This is a genomic window from Pontibacter sp. BAB1700 (assembly GCF_000277005.1).
GTDB lineage: Bacteria > Bacteroidota > Bacteroidia > Cytophagales > Hymenobacteraceae > Pontibacter > Pontibacter lucknowensis.
In genome coordinates this window covers 1-18,889 of record NZ_AKIS01000134.1, presented here as the reverse complement: position 1 = coordinate 18,889, position 18,889 = coordinate 1, and the positions used below count along the sequence as shown (strand labels likewise).

21 protein-coding genes are annotated in these 18,889 nt (G+C 52.8%); 18 read left to right on the top strand and 3 right to left on the bottom strand.

Translation table 11 applies throughout. From position 1 onward, the window contains the following. On the top strand, positions 1–412 hold a 412-nt coding region (locus O71_RS15725), incomplete at its 5' end, for a serine hydrolase (protein ID WP_007658640.1). An 83-nt stretch (positions 413–495) separates the two neighbouring features. On the opposite strand, the gene O71_RS15720 is transcribed toward O71_RS15725, so the two are convergent. Continuing rightward, on the bottom strand, positions 496–3,048 hold the full coding sequence (locus tag O71_RS15720; RefSeq protein WP_040574415.1) for a PAS domain-containing sensor histidine kinase: 2,553 nt from the start codon (positions 3,046–3,048) through the stop codon (positions 496–498). A gap of 383 nt (positions 3,049–3,431) precedes the next feature. On the opposite strand from O71_RS15720, the gene O71_RS27445 reads away from it, so the two are divergent. The 5 genes from O71_RS27445 to O71_RS15705 all read left to right on the top strand — a co-directional run bounded on the left by O71_RS27445 (position 3,432) and on the right by O71_RS15705 (position 7,271). Next, the gene (locus tag O71_RS27445; protein ID WP_007658637.1) at positions 3,432–3,725 is read left to right on the top strand and encodes an MATE family efflux transporter; all 294 of its coding nucleotides are present in this window, start codon (positions 3,432–3,434) and stop codon (positions 3,723–3,725) included. Then, complete coding sequence (locus O71_RS27440; RefSeq protein WP_007658635.1) at positions 3,703–3,930, top strand: MATE family efflux transporter; 228 nt, start codon at positions 3,703–3,705, stop codon at positions 3,928–3,930. The genes O71_RS27445 and O71_RS27440 overlap by 23 nt, the downstream gene beginning before the upstream one ends. Beyond that, positions 3,888–4,778, top strand: a complete 891-nt coding sequence (locus O71_RS27435) for an MATE family efflux transporter (protein ID WP_369750968.1) — start codon at positions 3,888–3,890, stop codon at positions 4,776–4,778. Before O71_RS27440 ends, O71_RS27435 begins: the two co-directional genes overlap by 43 nt. A gap of 193 nt (positions 4,779–4,971) precedes the next feature. Continuing rightward, positions 4,972–6,639: a mechanosensitive ion channel family protein gene (locus O71_RS15710; protein WP_071530891.1), complete on the top strand. Its 1,668-nt coding sequence runs from the start codon at positions 4,972–4,974 to the stop codon at positions 6,637–6,639. Positions 6,640–6,821: 182 nt separating this feature from the next. After that, positions 6,822–7,271 carry a hypothetical protein gene (locus O71_RS15705; RefSeq protein WP_007658629.1) on the top strand — a complete coding sequence of 150 codons (450 nt, stop codon included), beginning with the start codon at positions 6,822–6,824 and terminating at the stop codon, positions 7,269–7,271. Positions 7,272–7,320: 49 nt separating this feature from the next. On the opposite strand, the gene O71_RS15700 is transcribed toward O71_RS15705, so the two are convergent. Beyond that, positions 7,321–8,007 (bottom strand): hypothetical protein, encoded by a 687-nt coding sequence (locus O71_RS15700; protein WP_007658627.1) that lies wholly within the window; start codon positions 8,005–8,007, stop codon positions 7,321–7,323. A gap of 367 nt (positions 8,008–8,374) precedes the next feature. Here O71_RS15700 and O71_RS15695 point away from each other — a divergent pair, with 367 nt between their 5' ends. Continuing rightward, on the top strand, positions 8,375–8,638 hold the full coding sequence (locus O71_RS15695; protein WP_007658626.1) for a hypothetical protein: 264 nt from the start codon (positions 8,375–8,377) through the stop codon (positions 8,636–8,638). A gap of 63 nt (positions 8,639–8,701) precedes the next feature. On the opposite strand, the gene O71_RS15690 is transcribed toward O71_RS15695, so the two are convergent. Continuing rightward, on the bottom strand, positions 8,702–9,724 hold the full coding sequence (locus tag O71_RS15690; protein WP_007658625.1) for a zinc-binding dehydrogenase: 1,023 nt from the start codon (positions 9,722–9,724) through the stop codon (positions 8,702–8,704). 80 nt (positions 9,725–9,804) lie between these two features. Between O71_RS15690 and O71_RS25830 the strand changes: the two genes are divergently transcribed. The 11 genes from O71_RS25830 to O71_RS15650 form a co-directional block, all read left to right on the top strand. Beyond that, on the top strand, positions 9,805–10,110 hold the full coding sequence (locus O71_RS25830) for a biopolymer transporter ExbD (protein WP_007658624.1): 306 nt from the start codon (positions 9,805–9,807) through the stop codon (positions 10,108–10,110). Between the two features lie 5 nt (positions 10,111–10,115). Beyond that, complete coding sequence (locus O71_RS25825) at positions 10,116–10,394, top strand: hypothetical protein (protein WP_007658623.1); 279 nt, start codon at positions 10,116–10,118, stop codon at positions 10,392–10,394. A gap of 116 nt (positions 10,395–10,510) precedes the next feature. Next, a complete protein-coding gene (locus O71_RS15680; RefSeq protein WP_007658619.1) occupies positions 10,511–11,083 on the top strand; it encodes an RNA polymerase sigma factor in 573 nt (190 codons plus the stop codon). Next, the gene (locus O71_RS15675; protein ID WP_007658610.1) at positions 11,070–11,807 is read left to right on the top strand and encodes a carboxypeptidase-like regulatory domain-containing protein; all 738 of its coding nucleotides are present in this window, start codon (positions 11,070–11,072) and stop codon (positions 11,805–11,807) included. Before O71_RS15680 ends, O71_RS15675 begins: the two co-directional genes overlap by 14 nt. Positions 11,808–12,042: 235 nt before the next feature. Beyond that, positions 12,043–13,605 carry a GAF domain-containing protein gene (locus O71_RS15670; RefSeq protein WP_071530892.1) on the top strand — a complete coding sequence of 521 codons (1,563 nt, stop codon included), beginning with the start codon at positions 12,043–12,045 and terminating at the stop codon, positions 13,603–13,605. 34 nt (positions 13,606–13,639) lie between these two features. Beyond that, positions 13,640–14,848: a chemotaxis protein CheB gene (locus O71_RS26605; RefSeq protein WP_051017791.1), complete on the top strand. Its 1,209-nt coding sequence runs from the start codon at positions 13,640–13,642 to the stop codon at positions 14,846–14,848. Continuing rightward, positions 14,752–17,754: a CheR family methyltransferase gene (locus O71_RS26600; protein WP_255345400.1), complete on the top strand. Its 3,003-nt coding sequence runs from the start codon at positions 14,752–14,754 to the stop codon at positions 17,752–17,754. The genes O71_RS26605 and O71_RS26600 overlap by 97 nt, the downstream gene beginning before the upstream one ends. Positions 17,755–17,800: 46 nt before the next feature. Continuing rightward, positions 17,801–18,085, top strand: coding sequence for an antibiotic biosynthesis monooxygenase (locus tag O71_RS15660; RefSeq protein ID WP_234986344.1), 285 nt, complete (start codon positions 17,801–17,803; stop codon positions 18,083–18,085). Positions 18,086–18,131: 46 nt separating this feature from the next. After that, positions 18,132–18,464 carry an ankyrin repeat domain-containing protein gene (locus O71_RS15655; RefSeq protein ID WP_369750967.1) on the top strand — a complete coding sequence of 111 codons (333 nt, stop codon included), beginning with the start codon at positions 18,132–18,134 and terminating at the stop codon, positions 18,462–18,464. Next, a complete protein-coding gene (locus O71_RS27430; RefSeq protein WP_369750966.1) occupies positions 18,464–18,634 on the top strand; it encodes a hypothetical protein in 171 nt (56 codons plus the stop codon). Before O71_RS15655 ends, O71_RS27430 begins: the two co-directional genes overlap by 1 nt. 35 nt (positions 18,635–18,669) lie before the next feature. Further along, on the top strand, positions 18,670–18,889 hold a 220-nt coding region (locus O71_RS15650; RefSeq protein WP_007658605.1), incomplete at its 3' end, for a hypothetical protein.

Below are 18,889 nucleotides of genomic sequence, written 5' to 3'. Positions count from 1 at the left end.
GGAGGAAATCAGCAGATACAGAATGGGCTATACTACTCCTATCTTCTCACCAACCGGTGGCATGAAGATGTCGGCCCCCGACCTGGCCAGGTATATGACCATGCACATGAACCAGGGCAGTTACAAAGGCACCCGGATCATCTCCAGGAAGAGTGCCAGGCAAATGCAGGCGAAGATTGCCGACAATGGCTACGGGCTGGCGCTGAAAACAGAAAGCAAGCTGATACCCGGTAAGTCCATGGTGGGCCACACCGGCAATGCCTACGGACTCTACAGCGCTATGTTCTTTCAGCCAAAAGAGCAGTTTGGCTTTGTGGTGATCACCAACGGAACCAGCGCCCCTGAAGTGAATGAGTATAACCTGGCACTGGCTGAGGTTCTCAACAGTTTGTACAACAACTTAATTAAGTAACAGGCGCTGCATTCAATTCAGTCTCGCTTGATGCTTCGCTTTTATACCTGAAGCATTGCTTTCATAAGGCCGCTAAAGCAGACTTATGAAAGCAATGCTTCAGCCGGAATGTTGAACCGGAAAGAAGTGCCCACCTGTACCTGACTTTCCACCGTTACCTTCCAGCCCATCGCCTCTGTATGCGCTTTGAGCAGGAACAGCCCGACTCCGCGTCCTTTGATATCCTTATGGAAGCGCTCGTAGAGCTTGAACACTTTATCAGCTGCTTTGCGGGTATCAAAGCCCTGGCCATTGTCAGCAAATGTAAGCTCCAGTTCACCGGTCGCTTTTTTCTCAGCGGTCAGCGTGATGTGCAGGGTCCGCTCCAATGACCGGAACTTGATGGCATTGGAAAGTAATCCGTAGAAGATGCTGAACAAATACGTTCGGACGGCCCGCACCTCAGTCCCTGGTTCCACCGCCAGCACTACTTCAGCGCCGAACTGTTGCAGGATCTCTTCAAACTTCGCCTGTACCTGCTCAAACAGACTGACCACCTTGATAGGCTCCAGCTCCAGCACATCGTCCCGCTCCCTTACCGAAAGCACGGTGTTGACATCATGCAGCACCGTATCGATCTGCTCTATGCTGGTTTGCAGGTACGTCCTGATCGAAGCGAAATTGTCAAAAGATGTGTCTGTTGCATGAAGTAAGTGCACCAGCCCGAGCGCATTTGCGACCGGTGCCCTCAGATTGTGCGATACGATGTAAGTAAACTCCTGCAGGTCCTTGTTCTGCTGGTAGAGATGCTGTGAAAGCTGCAGCAGGTTCGCCTCGGCTTCTTTTTGTAGCGTGATGTCCCGCTGCACGGCGATGAACCGCGTGACGGTACCCTTTTCATCCAGGATTGGTGTGATATCCATCGACACCCAGAACCTGTCTCCTGACTTCCGGTAGTTGATGAGTCTGGCGCTGAAATGTGAGGCCTCCTGCAGTCCCTTCCTGATCTGCTGCACGGCATCCGGATCGGTGTCGGGACCCTGCAATATCTCTCCTGGCTTCTTACCCTGCATTTCATCCAGGGTATAGCCTGCGATGCGGGTGAAGCCTTCATTCACCCACTCAGTCCGTCCGTTGGCATCTGTGATCACGACACCGTTGTCCGTCTGGCTGGCTACCAGCGACAGCTTTTCAACTTCCTTTAAGGCCAGTACTTTGGCAGTAATGTCAGAGAAGTAAATGGCCAGGCCTTCATCTGAAGGGAATGCCTTTACCTCCAGCCACTTACCCGGTCGCTCAGAGTAAGCCTCAAAATGCACACTCTCACCGGTTTCCATGGCATGGCGATACTGCCTGTAAAAGTGCCCTTCGGTGTCAAACTCAGAATGCTCGTTTAGTTTAGTCCCCACTATTTCCTGCTCTGTGGCACCTACAATCCGCTCAAACTCACTGTTCACAGACGTAAAGTGCCACTCCTTGTCCAGGGTGAAAAAGGCATCTGTGATGCTTTCGAAAATGGTATTCAGTTTTTTGGCTTGCCGCTCGATGGTTTCAAAAGAGCGCACGATCGGGGTGATGTCTTTGGCGATAGTCTGGGCTCCGATCACCTGTTCACCTGCAGGCACCGGAAACTTCACCGTGTCCAGGACCATGGTCTGCGCTCCCTTGGGTTTAAGCTCCAGATCGTAGCGCAGGGTGCTGCCCAATAGTGCCTCCTGCAGTGACCGCGCATTGACGGCGGCCATGTCCGGAGGGAGCAGCTCTGTTAGCGACTTGCCGACCACGGAGTCTGCTGCTGCGCCAAATGTTTCACGAAATGCCTGGTTTACCTCGGTTACGACACCATGTCTGTTCTCAAACAGCACGATGTCCGGATTATTTTCAAACAGAGCTTTGTAACGCTGCTCACTTTCCTCCAGGCGCAGCCTGCCGTGTTTACGCTCTGTGATATCGCGGGAACTGACCACAAATGCACTCATCGCCTTATTGCCGATCTGGTTACTGACAATGGCCTCTACCCAGCGCCAGCTTCCCTCGGCGTCCCGTACCCGGAAGTCCTGCATCCGCAGCAGTTCAAGCTTAGCAGCCCGCTTCCAGGATCTTCGCAGGGCAGGCAGATCATCAGGATGAATGTAGCTGCAGCTGTTGCCGCACAGGAGGTGCTGCACCTCGTAGCCAAGTATGCGTTTAAAGGCATTGTTGGCATACAGGAAATTTCCATCCTCATCGAGGAGAGCCAGCATGTCAGACCCGTGTTCTATGAGCGTTCTGTAGAATGTTTCCTTCTCCTCCACTTTCCCGCGAAGTTTATACTCCACTGAGATATCAGTGGCAGTGCAGTAAATGAGACCATCTTCCTCAGAAAGCGTAGCTGTCCAGAGCAGAGGAACTGCATGGCCATCCTGATGGAGGTAGCGGTTTTCGAAATGGAGAATGTTGGAATTGAGTTTAAGCTGCCTGGATGCCTGAACGGTGACTTCCAGATCCTCGGAGTGTACAAAGGAGGTAAAAGACTTTCCCTCTATCTCGTGCTGATCGTAGCCCAGAATTCGACTGCAGGCTTCACTTACTTTGATAAAAACACCCCTTGAATCAATGACGCAAAGTAAATCATGCGAGTACCTGACAAGTTTTTCATTGAAATCGGCTTCGTTCATAACATTCTATAGATAAAACAACAGCTTGCAGCTGCCAGTGGGAAGTAAGCAATAGCATTAAGCCTTATCTTTCTAAAAGTCAGCTATATGCAATTGCACTATTTTTTATTGAATTAAAGTTAAAACAATATATATAAATACAACAAGTTTAACAACTTAGCCTGTTGGATTAATTCGATTTAGCCTTCTTAATTGCACTAAACTGCACATAAAATCAACTTGCATTCATTGCCGGCCACATGCTTTCCAAAGCATAGCAGACCTATGACCATGGCTTGTGTGTTTTTAAGTCGCCTGTCCCATCATGAATTCGTTGAAGTACACAACTTGCATGGTACCTTCCTACGTAACTTGCGGAGCGTCCCATACCTGCTCCTGCCTTCATGCAAAACACCAAAGACTTTTTGCGACTTGTCTGGTCTGCCATAAAAGGCACGGAGCACGACTATACCACGCTGGGTATCCGGACGAGCATCGTGCTGCTGGCCGTGCCCATGATCCTGGAAATGGTGATGGAGTCGCTTTTTGCGGTGGTCGACATCTTCTTTGTGGGCAGACTGGGGTCCAAAGCCCTGGCTACGGTAGGGCTAAGCGAGACGGTGCTGATGATCATCTACTCGATCGGCATGGGGGTGAGGCATTGCTGCAACAGCCATGGTATCGCGGCGCATCGGTGAGAAGAACTACCAGGAGGCGGCCAACGTAACCTTTCAGCTGCTCGTGACAGGCACGGTGCTGGCGCTGGCCATGGGCTTTCTGGCCACCTGGTATGCCGCCGATCTGCTGGCACTGCTCGGTGCCGAGGCTGACGTCATCGAGTACGGCCTGCGCTATGCCAGATCGTTTTTGCCGGTAACCTGGCTATCATCCTGCTTTTTCTGATCAATGGTGTCTTTCGCGGAGCCGGTCTGCCACACCTGGCAATGCGCTCCCTCTGGATTGCGAACGGTATTAACATTGTGCTGGACCCGCTCCTGATCTTCGGCATCGGCAGCTTTGAGGGCTGGGGGCTGGAGGGGGCTGCCTGGGCCACGACCATCGGCCGTAGTGTGGGGGTGGTCTACCAGTTCTACCACCTGCTCAATGGGCGGCACCTGCTCAGGCTCGGTCGCCAGAACCTGGTCCTCAGCCTGGCCATGATCTGGCGCATTCTCAAAGTGTCTTCGGGCGGCATGGGCCAGTACCTGATCGATTCCGCCAGCTGGATCTTCCTGACCCGCATCATTGCTGAGTTCGGGAGCAATACCCTGGCCGGCTATACCGTTGCCTTCCGCATCATCATGTTTGCTCTGCTGCCTGCCTGGGGTCTGTCCTCTGCGGCAGCCACCCTGGTCGGCCAGAACCTGGGGGCGCGGAAAGCTATGCGTGCTGAGCTGTCTGTCTGGCTCACGGCCCGGTACAATGTCATTTTTATGGCGGCTGTCACCGTATTCTTTCTGCTCTTCGGGGAGTCCATCGCAGGCATCTTTGCGCATGACGAAGAAGTGGTTAGTGTGGCCTCAGAAGCACTCCGCATCATCACGCTGGGCTATGTCTTCTTTGGGTTGGGCATGGTGATGGTACAGGCCTTTAATGGTGCCGGCGATACCCGCACCCCCTCCATCATCAACGTGATGGTGCTCTGGCTGCTGGAGATTCCGCTGGCCTACTTCCTGGCCATCACCCTGGCTTTGGAGCAACCGGCGTTTTCTTCGCCATTGCTTTTTGCCATTCGTTCCATGCCCTGGTGAGCTGGTGGCTCTTCCGCCGCGGCACCTGGAAGAAAGTGCAGGTATAGCACAAACCTGGCACCATCAAGCCAGACACAAATTGCACTTCATACAACTCCTGAAAAGCTTAGCCGTTATTGCAGGGAGTAACAGAAGTTAGTCGCAAAGACGTATCCCATGAGACTAACTTCAGGAGCCACATACGTCAACAAACATGTTTTCTGCAATTTACAGTTACGCGCTATCACACCATCTCTTGCGGCCCCCTTTTGCGCTATGGCTTGCCCTGACCCTGACAATTGCCATACCTGCCACCTCGCATGCACAGGAAACTGTACAGGATACGGTGGAGGCGGTAGTACCTGAGTGGCCGGATGATTCGCTGGGAAGGCGGACGCCGCGTGGTACGGTGGTGGGTTTTATCCGGGCGGTGGCCGATGAGGACTATACCAAAGCTGCCCTATACCTGAACCTCAATACGCCGGAAGGCACGATCAAGGATGGCGCTGCCACAGCACAGGCCCTGCAACGCCTGCTGGACCAGCGCAGCAAGACCCTACCCCGCTCCTGGATCAGCGACACACCCGAAGGCGACCTGGAAGACGACCTGCCACCCGACAAGGAAAGAGTCGGTACTGCCGAGGTCGCCAATGAAACCTTCGACCTGCTCCTCGAAAAAACACAGGGACCGGCTGGCGGTCCTATCTGGCTGGTCGCCTCCGAGACCATCAGCAAAGTACCCCTGCAGATCGAAGCACCTGAAACTGCTGTCGTGGAAAGTGTACTACCCGAATACCTCACGGAAACCAGGTGGGGCGGGGTACCTGCCGGACACTGGCTGGCCATGCTCCTGATTGCGGTCATAGCCTACCTCATTGCCTGGGGCATTACGGCCTCGCTCACTTTTGTCATCAATTATATCTGGCGCAAAACTAAGGACGAACCCACCTACGGTTTCATCCGGGCCTTCTCTTTGCCGGTCAGGCTATACCTGGCTGCCCTGATCCTGGTAGTGATGAGCCAGCGCCTGGGTATTTCGTTTGTGGTGCGGCAGCGCTTCAGTGAGTTTACCATCATCGTGGGGCTGGTGGCTGTGATCCTGCTGCTCTGGCGACTGGTCGACGCGATCACCAATTTCAGTCAACGGCGGCTTGTGCAGAAGAACAACATGTCCGGGATTTCGATCGTGCTGTTCTTGCGCCGCGGTGCCAAGATCGCGCTGCTGGTATTCGGCATTATCTTCATCCTCGACACGCTGGGATTTGACGTGACCACTGGTCTGGCAGCACTCGGTATAGGTGGTATCGCCCTGGCTTTAGGCGCTCAGAAAACGGTAGAGAACTTTGTCGGGAGCGTGACCCTGATCGCTGACCAGCCCATCCGTGTAGGCGACTTCTGCAAAGTAGGTGACACGACAGGCACCGTAGAGCAGATCGGCATGCGCTCCACCCGCCTGCGCACAACGGAACGCACCGTCGTGACTATTCCGAACGGAGACTTTTCTTCACAGAAGATCGAGAATTTCGCCCACCGCGACCGCTTCCTCTTTGCCCTGTGCTGCGCCTGCGTTACGACACCACGCCGGCCCAGATATAGGCCGTGTTACGAGCTCCGGGAAACGCTCACAGCCCATCCCAAAATAGACAAGACCAGCGCCCGTGTACGCCTGACCGAGATCACCTCTGATGCACTCAAGGTCGAAGTCTTCTCCTATGTCCTCACGAGCGATTTCAATGAGCAGCTTGAGATCAAGGAAGGTTTGCTCCTGAGTATGATGGATGCCGTGAATACAAAAGGCAAAGGCTTCGCTCTGCCTGTGCAGCAACTGCTGGTAAGTCAGGATGGCACAGGTATGGGAGATGCGAAGGAAAAGCGATTATAACACCGCCTGCGGGAAAAATAAAACAGATAAACCAGATTTCGCTGTGAGCTCTGGCATTAATTCTGAATATTGTACTAACTTACCTTATAGCAAATATTGCATCCTCTTACCATGCAGCATATACATTTTAATCGATAGAAAACACATGCTCCTGAACGCGTAGCATAAAAACAGCTCTGCTTATGATCAACGGTTTACAAACAGAGAAATTACACCAGGACGAGTCCCTAAGCATTGAGATCGATCGCAAACTGAACCTCCTCTTCACCCGCTGGCTACGGCATCCTTCCAGCGAAGAGTTCAGGCGCTCGCTTACACTGGCTGCTGACTATGTCTGCGATCTGGAGTGCCGCTACTGGCTCAGTGATGCGCGAAAGCTTTATTACATGGAACTTGCAGACCAGAACTGGCTGGTGAGCACCATGATCCCCAAAATAAACCCCTACGTCGCCCGCTTTGCCCGCGTCATGACAGAAGAGGGCTTGTCAATGCTGGACATGCAACGTATCAAGCACAAGATTGAGGAAGAGCAAAAGATAGCTGAAGCCAATACCCGGGTGGAGATATTTCTGGATGCAGAAAGCGCAACAGAATGGCTGCTGCAGCATTACGACTCCAATAGGCGGATTTAAGCCCCGGGTAAAAAAACTACTGCTCCCATTTCAGACAGCGCTTTTGTGCTTATTCCGCTGCAGTCTGATTAGGCAAGGCTTCCAGCTCTTTTGCAATGGAGGTGAGTGCTGCCGTACCCATACGCTCTGATTCAGACTCCAGCAGGTCCAGGTACATCCAGGTAAACTTTTTAGTTGACTTCCAGAGATTGCGGATGGGCTGCTCCTCGTTTGGCACGATGCTCTCGCCAGAGGCAATCACTTCTCCATGCTCCTTCAGATAATAACGCACGATCAGATTAGTCGGACGGGGTGTGATCACTTCCTGTGCGCTGGTCATATGCATGAACAGCAGAAACACCGTACTGCCCTTGTTCTCGTACAGGAACTGGCCAGGTAGCTGTTGCAGCTCCACCACCAGCTGACGACCTCCAAGTACTTGCTGCAGGTTAAGCTTTTGGGCTGCCTGGTGCATACCCCTTTGTACATGAACAGCTGTGCTGCCTGGGTCCAGCTCGCAGGATATAGTGGAGTTCCACCCCCAGTAAACGATGGCAGGTATAAACGAATTCTCCAGTTTTAAGTAATTGCTCTTCTGGGCAGCGGGAGGAGCCTGCACGATCAGCCAGTCGTTTTGCTGCACCTGTTCCGGGCGCTCTGTCTTAGGCTTTTGTTCTACAAACTGGGCATATTTGCTTGTGCTGACACAGCTCGACAAAGACAGCCCGGCAAAAAGCAGGATGTAAAGTTGTTTCATAAATAGTGCTTGAGTGAAGGTGCTAATATAGAGCATCTAACACAACTTATTGCACACTGGATGGGAGAATTCGAGTACATTTTTTGAACCGACGCATTCAATAGGACCTCCATCAGGCCATCAGCCAGGTAGTCTATTTTTGAATTGTTTTGCTGCCTGCGCCAAAATTGCTATGCGGATGGCATCTATCGATGATTCTTTATGGAAGTTTAAGATTTTGCAGCGGGAAGCTTTAATTTCTTGAATGAATCGCGTTAATTAAAGAAATCAAATTTTCGGATATAGCGCATTCAAAATGAAAACTGGCTGCGCTATCCAGCCGTTTGATTGCCTTTAATTTTAACTTTTAGCCAAAGTTTCGATTACCATGATCATCAGTACCATCCTTACGCTGGTTGGCCTCCTGGGCACACTGGCCATTATAGCCTATTTGCGCCAGGTAGAAGACGCCATAGAAGAATTGCAGGGACAACTTGAGGAACCTGTCTGCCCTGTTTGCCATATCCCGCACCCCGCGAAGCGAGCGGAACAAATGCATACAGGCAGACTGAGCCAGCTCAGCAGCTATTACAAGCGCAGAAAGGTCGCAGCCCGCAAACTGTACAGATCACGCAGCAGCATAGAGCGATAGGTTCAACCGAGCAGTACATTAATTTCCTGCTACCCAACACCCTAAAAGTGTGTATTTTCACCCTCACACCGTTACGACTACTTTGCCTACTGACCTGCCCCGCTGAAACAGCCGGATGGCCTTGTGCATTTCGTCGAAGGCATACACATGGCCCACGTGTTGGGGCGCAAGCTGGAGCTGTTGCAGTCCCTGCAGTAATTCATGCATCATATCCGTCTGCTCGTAGAGGTAGATCAGGTTAAAACCCATGATGGATTTGTTTTCGGTGGGCAACTTAAGCGGGTCTATCTTCGGACGGCGCAGGTACTTCCAGATCAGGCGCGGATAGTTCGGTTTGCTGCCATGGCTGCTAAACGAGGCATTGCCATACACCACCATGCGCCCCATTGGCGCCAGCGCTTTCCAGCCAAGTTCGAGGATGCGCCCGCCGATGCACTCCATGATCAGGTGCAGGGGGCGGCCGTTGAGACTGTGCATCAGTTTGTCATAAAAATCATTGTCTCGCAAAATCACATCGCCGTAGTGCTCATGCTTGCGCAGAAACTCCAACTTGCCCGCCTGCCCTACTGTGCCAATGGTATAGGCGCCAACTTTCTGGCAGATGCGGTTAGCCAGTATACCTACCCCTCCCGCTGCACTGTGGATCAGCACGTTCATACCCGGCTTCAGGTTGCCGAGTTCGGTGAGGGCGTAATAAGCCGTAAGTCCCTGCACCAGAAAACCTGCTCCCTCCTCAAAGCTCCAGCTATCGGGCAAGGGCAGCACGTAGCGGTGGTGGCTGTTGATGTGCGATACATAGCCTCCAAACCTGGTCACTCCCATCACCCGGTCCCCGATCTGCCAGTCACCCGCCTCATCTCCCACAGCCACAACTTCCCCCGCGAACTCGAGCCCGGGTATAAACGAACCGCTGGGGGTGGCACTGTAAAGGCCCTGCATGGCAAAGACATCGGCAAAGTTGAGCCCGATGGCACGCACCTGCACGCACACTTCATCCCGGGCGGGCGACTCAAGCGACTCATGCCGCAACTCAAGATTGCGAATAGAGCCAGCACGTGACATGCGGTATACCTGTCGATCAATCATAGCGCTGATTTATGTTTACCACTGCTTACGACAGAAGGCAGCTGCTGTAATTTTTTTTGTGAAATAAATGGAGTCTCCGTGTGGAATCCGGGGCCCGGTTCATCTACTATACAAATGCAGCAGAAGGCCTGCCTGCATCCGCAATCACAAACAGAAAGGACAAGATCATGGCACAGGTACAGGAAAAACAAAACCCCGCAAAAGGCAGCAGAAAACGTGCACGCAACAATGGCTTTCACCTGGATATGACCCCGATGGTGGACCTGGCCTTTCTGCTGCTGACTTTCTTTATGCTCACGACCACTTTTGCCAAACTCCAGACCATGGAGATCAATATGCCCGTTGCAACAGGCCCGACACGCCCATACCTGGCAAAAATGCGCTGAACATAGTGCTCGATGAAGCAGACAAGGTATACTACTTCTTTGGCTACCCGGGCGATGAGCCGGAGGTAACACAAACCGACTTTTCTGCCACAGGCATCCGGCAGGTGCTGCTGACAGATCAGGTCAAGGGCAACCCCGACATGGTGGTGCTGGTGAAAGCAACGGAAAGCTCCCGCTTTAAAAACATGGTGGATGTGCTGGACGAGCTCAAAATCACCGACACCCGCAAATACGCTCTGGTAGAGTTAAGGGAAGAGGACAAGGCCTTGCTGGCCTCCCGATAAGCGTTAGCCCTGCTGCCAACCGGAGCAGCAGGGCGGATGTAAATTTCATTTCAATAAGAGCATGGCAAATTCAACTATATTTATTTTATTGAATATACTTTAACACGGTACTGGCTATGTTTTTAAAGTTCTTCTCAAAATCGCGTTCCACTGATGACATGGAGCTGGTGCGGCAGTATCGCCGTTCCGGTGACCTGGACGTGATCGGGAAACTTTTTGAGCGGCACACCGAGATGGTATACCTGATCTGCCTGCGCTACCTGGAGGATGAAGAAGAAAGCAAAGACGCCACCATGCAGGTGTTCGAACAACTGATAGTAGCTTTGAAGCGGCATGAGGTAAGCAACTTCAAATCGTGGCTGCACTCGCTCACCAAAAACCACTGCCTGCAACTGCTGCGAACAGGTCGCCTGAAAAACAAAGTGAGCCAGGCCCTGCCACGCGAGCAGCATACCCTGCCACAGGACGATGCTACACAGGCAGAGTTGGACTGGCAGGCGCTCGAACACGGCCTGGTACACCTGCCTGCTGAGCAGCGCACCTGCATCGAGTTGTTTTACCTGCAGCAGAAGAGCTACCGCGAGATTGAGGAAATCACGGGCTGCGACCTGAAGCAGGTGAAGAGTTACATACAGAACGGCCGCCGTAACCTTAGAATTTACATTGAGAAAAACCATGCGCAACGATAAAATACAGATAAGCGAATGGGGACTGGAGGAACACCCCTCCGTAGAGCTGTTGCGGCAATATGAGGAAGGCACGCTGCCGCCGGCTACCAACTATGAACTGGAGAAGCACCTGCTCGACTGTGAGATGTGCGAAGACATACTGACAGGCATGTCGCTGTCGGACCGTGAACGAACCCGCCAGTCCCGCTACCGCATCTGGCAGCGGGTTCGCACCCGCTTGCGGCGCAAGCACCGCCCGCGTGCCCTGCACGGCCTGGCTGACTGGCGTGTGGCACTGGGCCTGCTAATGATGTTCTGTTCACTTGGCCTTATTCTATTCTACCAATACACCCGCACAGCCGCTCAGGAGAAAGCAGCCATGCAGGCAGCTGAAATCCTGCCGCCTAGTCCGGAGGAACTGCTGGCCCGCACGATAGACGCTGCGCTTGTGCTGGACATTCCGGCACCTCCTGCCAGCAACCACCTGGAGAGCAGCAGGCCGCAGGCGGAGTTCAGTCTGCAAGGGCAGGTACTGGATACACGAGGACAAGGTATAGGGCTGGCAACCGTGCAGGTGCAGGGCAGCCCCTGGCAGACCAGCTGCGACGAACAAGGATTTTTCAGGCTTCCGCTGGATGCCGGCAGCTATACCCTGCTCGTGAGTAGTGCAGGCTATGCTACCCAGACTTTCAGCGTCAAAAGTCCGGATAAAGCGGTGCGCCTGCTTCTGGAAAAGAAAAAATAGCCTTTATTGACGCATCAGTATTTATACTGATGCGGTTAGGATGATTTCCGAGCCCCTATTCTCATCAAAACAATCTGAAAGTTCACCTGTTGCACACCAATAAAGTATTTTATTTCATGTTTTTAGGGGAAAAACACTTAAATTACAGCCTGATATACTTTGCCAAAAACATACAGCTCACCTTTTTTTATTGTACTGTATCCTTTTTTTATCCCTGGCAGAGTCCTCGCATACTATGGAAAATAAAGCACCTGTGCTGCAACCCGGCAGTGAAAAAAATTATGATTCTGATTTCTGCGGCAGCATTCCGCTTCACCAGATCAACCTGATACAACCACACGGTCTGCTGCTTGTTCTGGACAAGACGCTCCGGATCAGGCAGGTAAGCGAAAACTGCTCAGAGCTGCTTGGGCTTGCACCCGAAGCGATACTGGAACAGCCCTTGGCGGCCTTCGTACCTGAGAAAGAACTGGAAGACCTGCAACTGAAACTGACCCGTGAACAGGCCTCTGAAAATGAGCAGGTCGACATACCTTCGTCCCTCACTTTCAATACAGAAGGAAACAGCAAAGTCTTTACCGTTACCGCGCATCCGGAAGCAGAACAAATACTGATAGAGATGGAGCCGGCGCACAGTGAAGAAGACAAATCTTTTCTGGCCTTTTTCCAGCAGATCAAATACATCACTTCCCGTATCAAGCAGGCCGACAATACCGAGGCGATCGCACAGGCGGTGGCAGACGAGTTTAAGCACTTTACAGGCTTTGACCGTGTACTGGTCTACCGCTTCGACCACATGTGGAATGGTACCGTGATCGGACAGGCCAAAACAGAAGACATGAGTGATTTGCTGGGGCTCCGTTTTCCGGCTTCCGATGTGCCCAAGCAGGCACGTGACCTCTACTTCCGCAACCCCTACCGGCTTATACCTGCGCGTGACTATACACCTGTTCGCCTCCACCCTATCCTCAACCCTATTACCAGGCGCTTTACGGATCTGACCAGTTGTAACCTGCGCAGTGTGGCAGGCGTGCACCTGGAGTATATGGGCAATATGGGCATTTCGGCCTCCATGTCAGTACCGCTTATTATGGAGGGTAAGCTGTGGGGCCTGATCTCCTGCCATCACAAAACCCCGAAATACCCAAGCTACCAGGAGCGCACAGCCATGGAGCTGCTGTCGTCCATAGCGGCGGTACGCCTGGGTGCCTATGAGAAAGAGCAGCGTGCGTCGGCACAGTCGCACATGCGCGGACAGTATGCCAGTATGCTGGAGCAGCTCTTTAAGAATGACTATTTTACAGATGCCTTGCTACAGGGCCAGCCAAACCTGATGGAGCTATTGTCCCTGGATGGGGCAGCTTTACTGTATGAGGGCAACGTGCACACCATGGGGCAAACCCCACCTGTGCAAAAAATAAAAGAGCTTGCTTCCTGGTTGCGGCGCAACAGCTCGGACAAAACATACGTAACCAACTCGCTCCCTCAGGCCTATCCCAATAGCAAAGATTATAAGGACGTGGCAAGCGGATTGCTGGCTTTGGCCATTAATCCGGACCAGGGCGAGTATATTCTCTGCTTCCGGGGAGAGGTACTGCAAACTGTCAACTGGAGCGGCAATCCTGATCAGGCCATCCGGATGGAACCGGACGGAAAAAGCTATCATCCCCGTAACTCGTTTGCGCTTTACCAGCAGACGGTGCAGCTCACTTCCCTCCCCTGGCAACAGGAAGAGCTGGAGGCTGCAGAGGCGCTGCGCAGTGCTGTGCTTAGCAAGATCATCCGCGAGAAGTACTAAGAGAATACATTACCATTATTTCGGCTAAGACAGCATGTTGCAGCAAGCAAACAATAAGCAGGAGCAGAAAATAAGCCCAAAGCCTGCTGATCATTATCTGGTGGGCATTGGTGCGTCGGCGGGAGGACTTGAGGCTATTCATAAGCTCTTCGACCATTTCCCTGGCAATTCCAGCTTCTCATTCGTGATTATCCAGCACCTGTCACCAGACCACAAAAGTCTGATGGCGGAGCTGCTGTCCAAGCATACCAGCATGCAGGTGCAGGAAGCGGAAGACCATGCCTTCACACGCCCGAATTGTGTTTATGTACTGCCCAGCGGCAAGCAACTGAGTCTGCAAAACGGTCGGCTGCGCCTGACTGAAAAGCCCCGCAACCGGGAGCCCAACTTTGCCGTGGACGCATTTTTTGAGTCGCTGGCCATCGACCGGGGGCCGTACGCCATCGGCATCGTGCTGTCCGGTACCGGGACAGACGGCAGCAAGGGGGTTCGGGCCATCAAGCAGGCCGGCGGTCTGGTGGTGGTGCAGGACCCGGAGAGCGCCAAGTTCGACGGCATGCCACGCAGTGCCATCGATACAGGAAGCGTGGATTTCGTACTGCCACCCGATCAGATCCCGCACGAGATCATGGAATACACCCGCCGCACCCCCCTGGTCCGGAACATTATCCAGAACGGAAAGCAGCAGGATGATCCGGACAATGAGGAAAAAATACTCAACGAAATTCTGGACCTGGTGTGCACCCATACGCAGGTCAACTTCAGCCACTATAAGAAACCCACGCTAAACCGCCGCATTCAAAAGCGGATGCAGACCCTGAAGCTCGAGAGTCTGCAGGAATACCTCGATTACCTGCACGCCAACCCGGCCGAGATCAAAGTCCTTTGCCAGGAGTTTTTCATCAATGTCACCAGCTTCTTCCGCGATCCGGATGCCTTTCAGCTCCTGGAGGAAAAGGTGATCCCGAAGATACTGGCGTCGAAAGAGGAAGGGGAACTCACTAAGGTATGGATTGCGGCCTGCAGCACAGGCGAAGAGGCCTATTCGCTGGCCATCCTCTTTCAGGAGGCCTTTCACAAACTGGGCCGCCAACCGGATGTAAAGCTCTTTGCCACCGATGTAGACCAGCAGGCCCTGCAAAAAGCATCCAAAGGCACCTACCTGCCAGCGCCATCCAGAAACACGTATCAGAAGAGCGCCTGCAGCGTTTCTTTCAGCAGAAGGGCAATAAATACACGGTAAGTGACGAGATCCGCAAGATGGTGATCTTTGCGCAGCACGACCTGCAGAAGGACCCTCCCTTCAGCAAGATCGACCTGATCACATGCCGCAACATGCTCATCTACCTTAACCCCAGCCTGCAGCGTAAAGTACTTTCCCTGTTTCCATACGCCCTCAACATGGGCGGCTATCTGCTATTGGGTCCGAGTGAGCACATCGGGGACATGCAGGAGTACTTTGAGGAAGAAGACCGCAAATGGAAAATTTTCCGAAAAGTAAAAGACCGCAGCAGCCTGCAGCGCAGCTACGGTGTTACCGACTACCAAACTACCAGCATGCAGCAAAGCCAGGCCAGTCAGTTTAAGACGACGCAGCTAAATCGCTATAATGAGGCATTTATGGATGCCCTGGCAGAGGACTTTAAAGTTACCGCCCTTTACGTTGACGCAAACTACCAGCTGCTGCACGGCATTGGCGACATCAACCGTTTTCTCAAGTTTCCGGACAAGCGCCTGCACTTCAACCTGATCAAGATGGTGCCGGAAGAGCTGGCAGTTGTGCTCAGCGTCAGCATCCGCAAAGCGATCAAGACCAAAAAAAGTGTGGTAGGCCGGCAGGTGGCTGTAAAGTTTGGCAAGAAAGAGCGCCTGATCCATACCTCCGTGCGCCCCGTGACGCTCGAGAAAGGTCAGCCACCGCTCATACTCGTGCTGTTGCAGGAAATGGGCGAAGTTAGCCCGCAGCCTAAACTGACAGAGACACCGCATATATCAGACGCAGACTACTACCAGCAACTCACCACCCTGGAATCGGAGCTGCGCGAAACACGGGAAAGCCTGCAGATGACCGTGCAGGACCTGAGCACCGCCAACGAAGAGCTGCAGTCCAGCAATGAGGAGCTGATGTCGAGCAACGAGGAACTGCAAAGCTCCAATGAGGAGATGCAGTCACTCAATGAAGAGCTGCACACCGTCAACTCAGAGCATCAGCTGAAGATCAAAGAGTTGCAGGAGCTGAATGAAGACCTGGACAACTACTTCCGAAGCTCCAACGTGGGCCAGATCTTTGTGGACCATAACCTGGACATCCGCAAGTATACCCCATCGGTTGAGCAGATCGTGAACATCATCGGGGGCGACATCGGAAGGCCGGTGTACCACCTGTCACACAATCTGAAATATGCCCGCCTGTTCGACGACATCCGGGATGTGAACAACACCTCACAGGAAATAGAACAGGAAGTGGAGACTGAAAATGGCCGCTATTTCCTGATGCGCATCCTCCCCTACCTGAAGCGGGATGGCAACAAAGACGGCGTTGTGGTCAGCTTTGTGGATGTGACTACACTCAAAACGCTGAGCAGCGTGGTACAGGGGGTGCTCGACAGTTCGCTTAACAGCATCATGGCCATGCAGGCTATACGTGACAACAAAAATCAGATCAAGGACTTTAGCTGGACCCTGCTCAACAAAAAGGCAGAGGAAATGCTGGGCGAATCGAGCGCAAACCTGCTGCATGGAAGTGTGACAGCCACCATGTCCGGCCTGCGCGATACCGGCTTGTTCAGAAAACTCTGTCACGTGGTGGAAACCGCCAAGCCGCTGCACATAGAGCAGCTGCTGACCCTGAACGAACAAAAGGCCTGGTTCGAGATAGCCGCCGTGAAAATGGGAAATGGCATCGCGCTGACCATGGCTGATATCACAGACAAAAAGAACAGCGAAGAGCAGACGCTGGCAGCTTACGAAGATCTCAAAAAAGCTGAGGAAAACCTGACCGTGCTCAACAACAAACTTGAGCGCCTGGTAGAGGAACGCACCCGCGAGCTGGCCAACAGTGAAGAACGCTTCCGCCTGGTATCCATGGCCACCAATGACGTGGTATGGGACTGGAACCTGGCCACAAACGAGATCTGGTGGAGTGACGGTTTGTCTAAAATGCTGGGCTTCGATGAACAGGAAATGTCCGGTGGCATGGAAGGCTGGTTCTCCAAACTGCATCCTGACGACCGCCTGGAAGTGGAGCGCAGTGTCAACGATGCCATCAACAACGGCAAGAGACAGTGGAACGCGGAGTATCGTATCCAACACAAGCAAGGAAATTATACCTACGTTTCGAACAGGGCCTATATCCTGTACAACGAGTATAACATGCCTTACCGGATGATCGGCTCATTCATCGACCTTTCGGACCTGAAGCTGGCACAGGAAGAGTTGCAGCATACCAATGACCACCTGATGCGTGTGATCGACGACCTGGACACCTTCGTGTACACGGCCTCCCACGACCTGAAGTCACCGATTGCAAATATCGAAGGCCTGATGCTGGTCCTGGAAGAGCAGATAAAGGAAGCTGAACCGCTCCCTGGCGAGCCTACAGATCCTCTGTTTGTCATGATCAAAGACTCGATCAGGCGCTTTAAGAATGTGATCCGTGACCTGACCGATATTGCCAAAGTGCAGCGGGATGTGGACGGTGAGTCAGAAGCCCTGGAGATTGAAACCGTGTATAATACGATCTTCGACGGGCTGAGAGAAGAGGCAGAGCGAAAGCAGGCTATCATTGAAACTGACTTCTCTGAGGCACCCGATATCAGTTTCTCCAAAAAGAACCTGCACAGTATCCTGTATAACCTACTGAGCAACGCACTCAAGTATAGCTCTCCTGAGCGCAGGCCGCATGTCAGGATCAAAAGCAGCCGCAAAGGCAAGAAGCTTGTGCTGAGCATTGAGGACAACGGACTTGGTATCAGCAAGGAGAGCCAGAGCAAAATGTTTACGCTCTTCAAGCGATTCCACTCCCACGTAGACGGCACCGGCATGGGCCTTTACATTGTGAAGCGGATTATGGATAATTTTGGCGGACAAGTGCAGGTGAAAAGTGAAACAAACAAAGGAACAACGTTTACACTGACGTTTCCGCAGTAACAGAAGAATACGCCCTAAAAATTAAAAACAGATTATGTATATAGCCATGAGCCAGTTTGAGGTTGCCAACGATATGGCAGCCGATGTGAAGGAAGCATTTGTGAACCGACCGCACATGGTGGATCACGAGAAGGGTTTTCTGGGCATGAAGGTGTTTACGCCGCAGGAGAACGAAAATGAGTTCTGGGTGATGACCACCTGGACTGACGAGATCAGCTACAGGGAATGGTACAAAGAGCACATGAAGGAGTCGCATCAGGGTATACCAAAGGGCTTGAAGCTGGTACCAGGCAGCCTGAAAGTGCGTTTTTTTGACCTGGTGAGTGACTAAAAAATATTTTTACCGTAGGTAAGGCCATAACCAAACCCTTATCCCTATGACCTTCCACTCCACAAGACCTGTTGATGTGCTGTTTGATGCTGCACGCCGCGGTGACCTCACCCTCCTGAAACAACTCATTGCTGAAGGTGTTGACGTGAACGAACCAGGCCCTCGCGGCTTCACGCCGCTGATCATAGCCACCTACAACAACCAGCCGGAAGCGGCCCGCATGCTGCTGGAAGCAGGAGCAGATGTAAACGCCCAGGACCAGGCCGGAAATACCGCGCTGATGGGGCAGTGCTTCAATGGCTACGAAGGTATAGCCGAACTCCTGCTGGAGTATGGCGCCGACCTTGATGTGCAGAACGGCAGCGGCGGCACTGCCTGATGTTTGCCACCATGTACGGCCGCAACAACATGGTCAAGTTCATGCTCGACCAGGGGGCGAACCGCGAACTCCGCGATGCACGAGGCCTGACAGCACAACAAATGGCCGCACAGGTTGGCAATGAAGAAGCACTCAAGCTATTCGAAACCTCCACAGAAAGCACCACCTGATAATTTCTGGCTTATTTTTCTGAAATTGCGGCGACATGTCGTACGCCCTTTCCATACCTGAATTGCCGGAGCTGCCCGTAAAGGAAGTGCTCCCCAGCCTGCTGCAGGCGCTCTCCGAAACTAACCGAGCTGTATTGGAAGCTCCCCCGGGAGCAGGCAAAACGACCCTGGTGCCACTTGCCTTACTGCAGGCTGACTGGCTACTGGGAGGCAAAATACTGGTGCTGGAACCACGGCGCCTGGCGGCCCGTGCTG

Excerpts from the sequence above, each read along its gene's own strand:
- O71_RS15720 (WP_040574415.1), bottom strand. The coding sequence starts at position 3,048 with ATGAACGAAGCCGATTTCAATGAAAAACTTGTCAGGTACTCGCATGAT.
- O71_RS27445 (WP_007658637.1), top strand. The coding sequence starts at position 3,432 with ATGCAAAACACCAAAGACTTTTTGCGACTTGTCTGGTCTGCCATAAAA.
- O71_RS27440 (WP_007658635.1), top strand. The coding sequence starts at position 3,703 with ATGGTATCGCGGCGCATCGGTGAGAAGAACTACCAGGAGGCGGCCAAC.
- O71_RS15710 (WP_071530891.1), top strand. The coding sequence starts at position 4,972 with ATGTTTTCTGCAATTTACAGTTACGCGCTATCACACCATCTCTTGCGG.
- O71_RS15705 (WP_007658629.1), top strand. The coding sequence starts at position 6,822 with ATGATCAACGGTTTACAAACAGAGAAATTACACCAGGACGAGTCCCTA.
- O71_RS15700 (WP_007658627.1), bottom strand. The coding sequence starts at position 8,007 with ATGAAACAACTTTACATCCTGCTTTTTGCCGGGCTGTCTTTGTCGAGC.
- O71_RS15695 (WP_007658626.1), top strand. The coding sequence starts at position 8,375 with ATGATCATCAGTACCATCCTTACGCTGGTTGGCCTCCTGGGCACACTG.
- O71_RS15690 (WP_007658625.1), bottom strand. The coding sequence starts at position 9,724 with ATGATTGATCGACAGGTATACCGCATGTCACGTGCTGGCTCTATTCGC.
- O71_RS15680 (WP_007658619.1), top strand. The coding sequence starts at position 10,511 with ATGTTTTTAAAGTTCTTCTCAAAATCGCGTTCCACTGATGACATGGAG.
- O71_RS15675 (WP_007658610.1), top strand. The coding sequence starts at position 11,070 with ATGCGCAACGATAAAATACAGATAAGCGAATGGGGACTGGAGGAACAC.
- O71_RS15670 (WP_071530892.1), top strand. The coding sequence starts at position 12,043 with ATGGAAAATAAAGCACCTGTGCTGCAACCCGGCAGTGAAAAAAATTAT.
- O71_RS26605 (WP_051017791.1), top strand. The coding sequence starts at position 13,640 with ATGTTGCAGCAAGCAAACAATAAGCAGGAGCAGAAAATAAGCCCAAAG.
- O71_RS15660 (WP_234986344.1), top strand. The coding sequence starts at position 17,801 with ATGAGCCAGTTTGAGGTTGCCAACGATATGGCAGCCGATGTGAAGGAA.
- O71_RS15655 (WP_369750967.1), top strand. The coding sequence starts at position 18,132 with ATGACCTTCCACTCCACAAGACCTGTTGATGTGCTGTTTGATGCTGCA.
- O71_RS27430 (WP_369750966.1), top strand. The coding sequence starts at position 18,464 with ATGTTTGCCACCATGTACGGCCGCAACAACATGGTCAAGTTCATGCTC.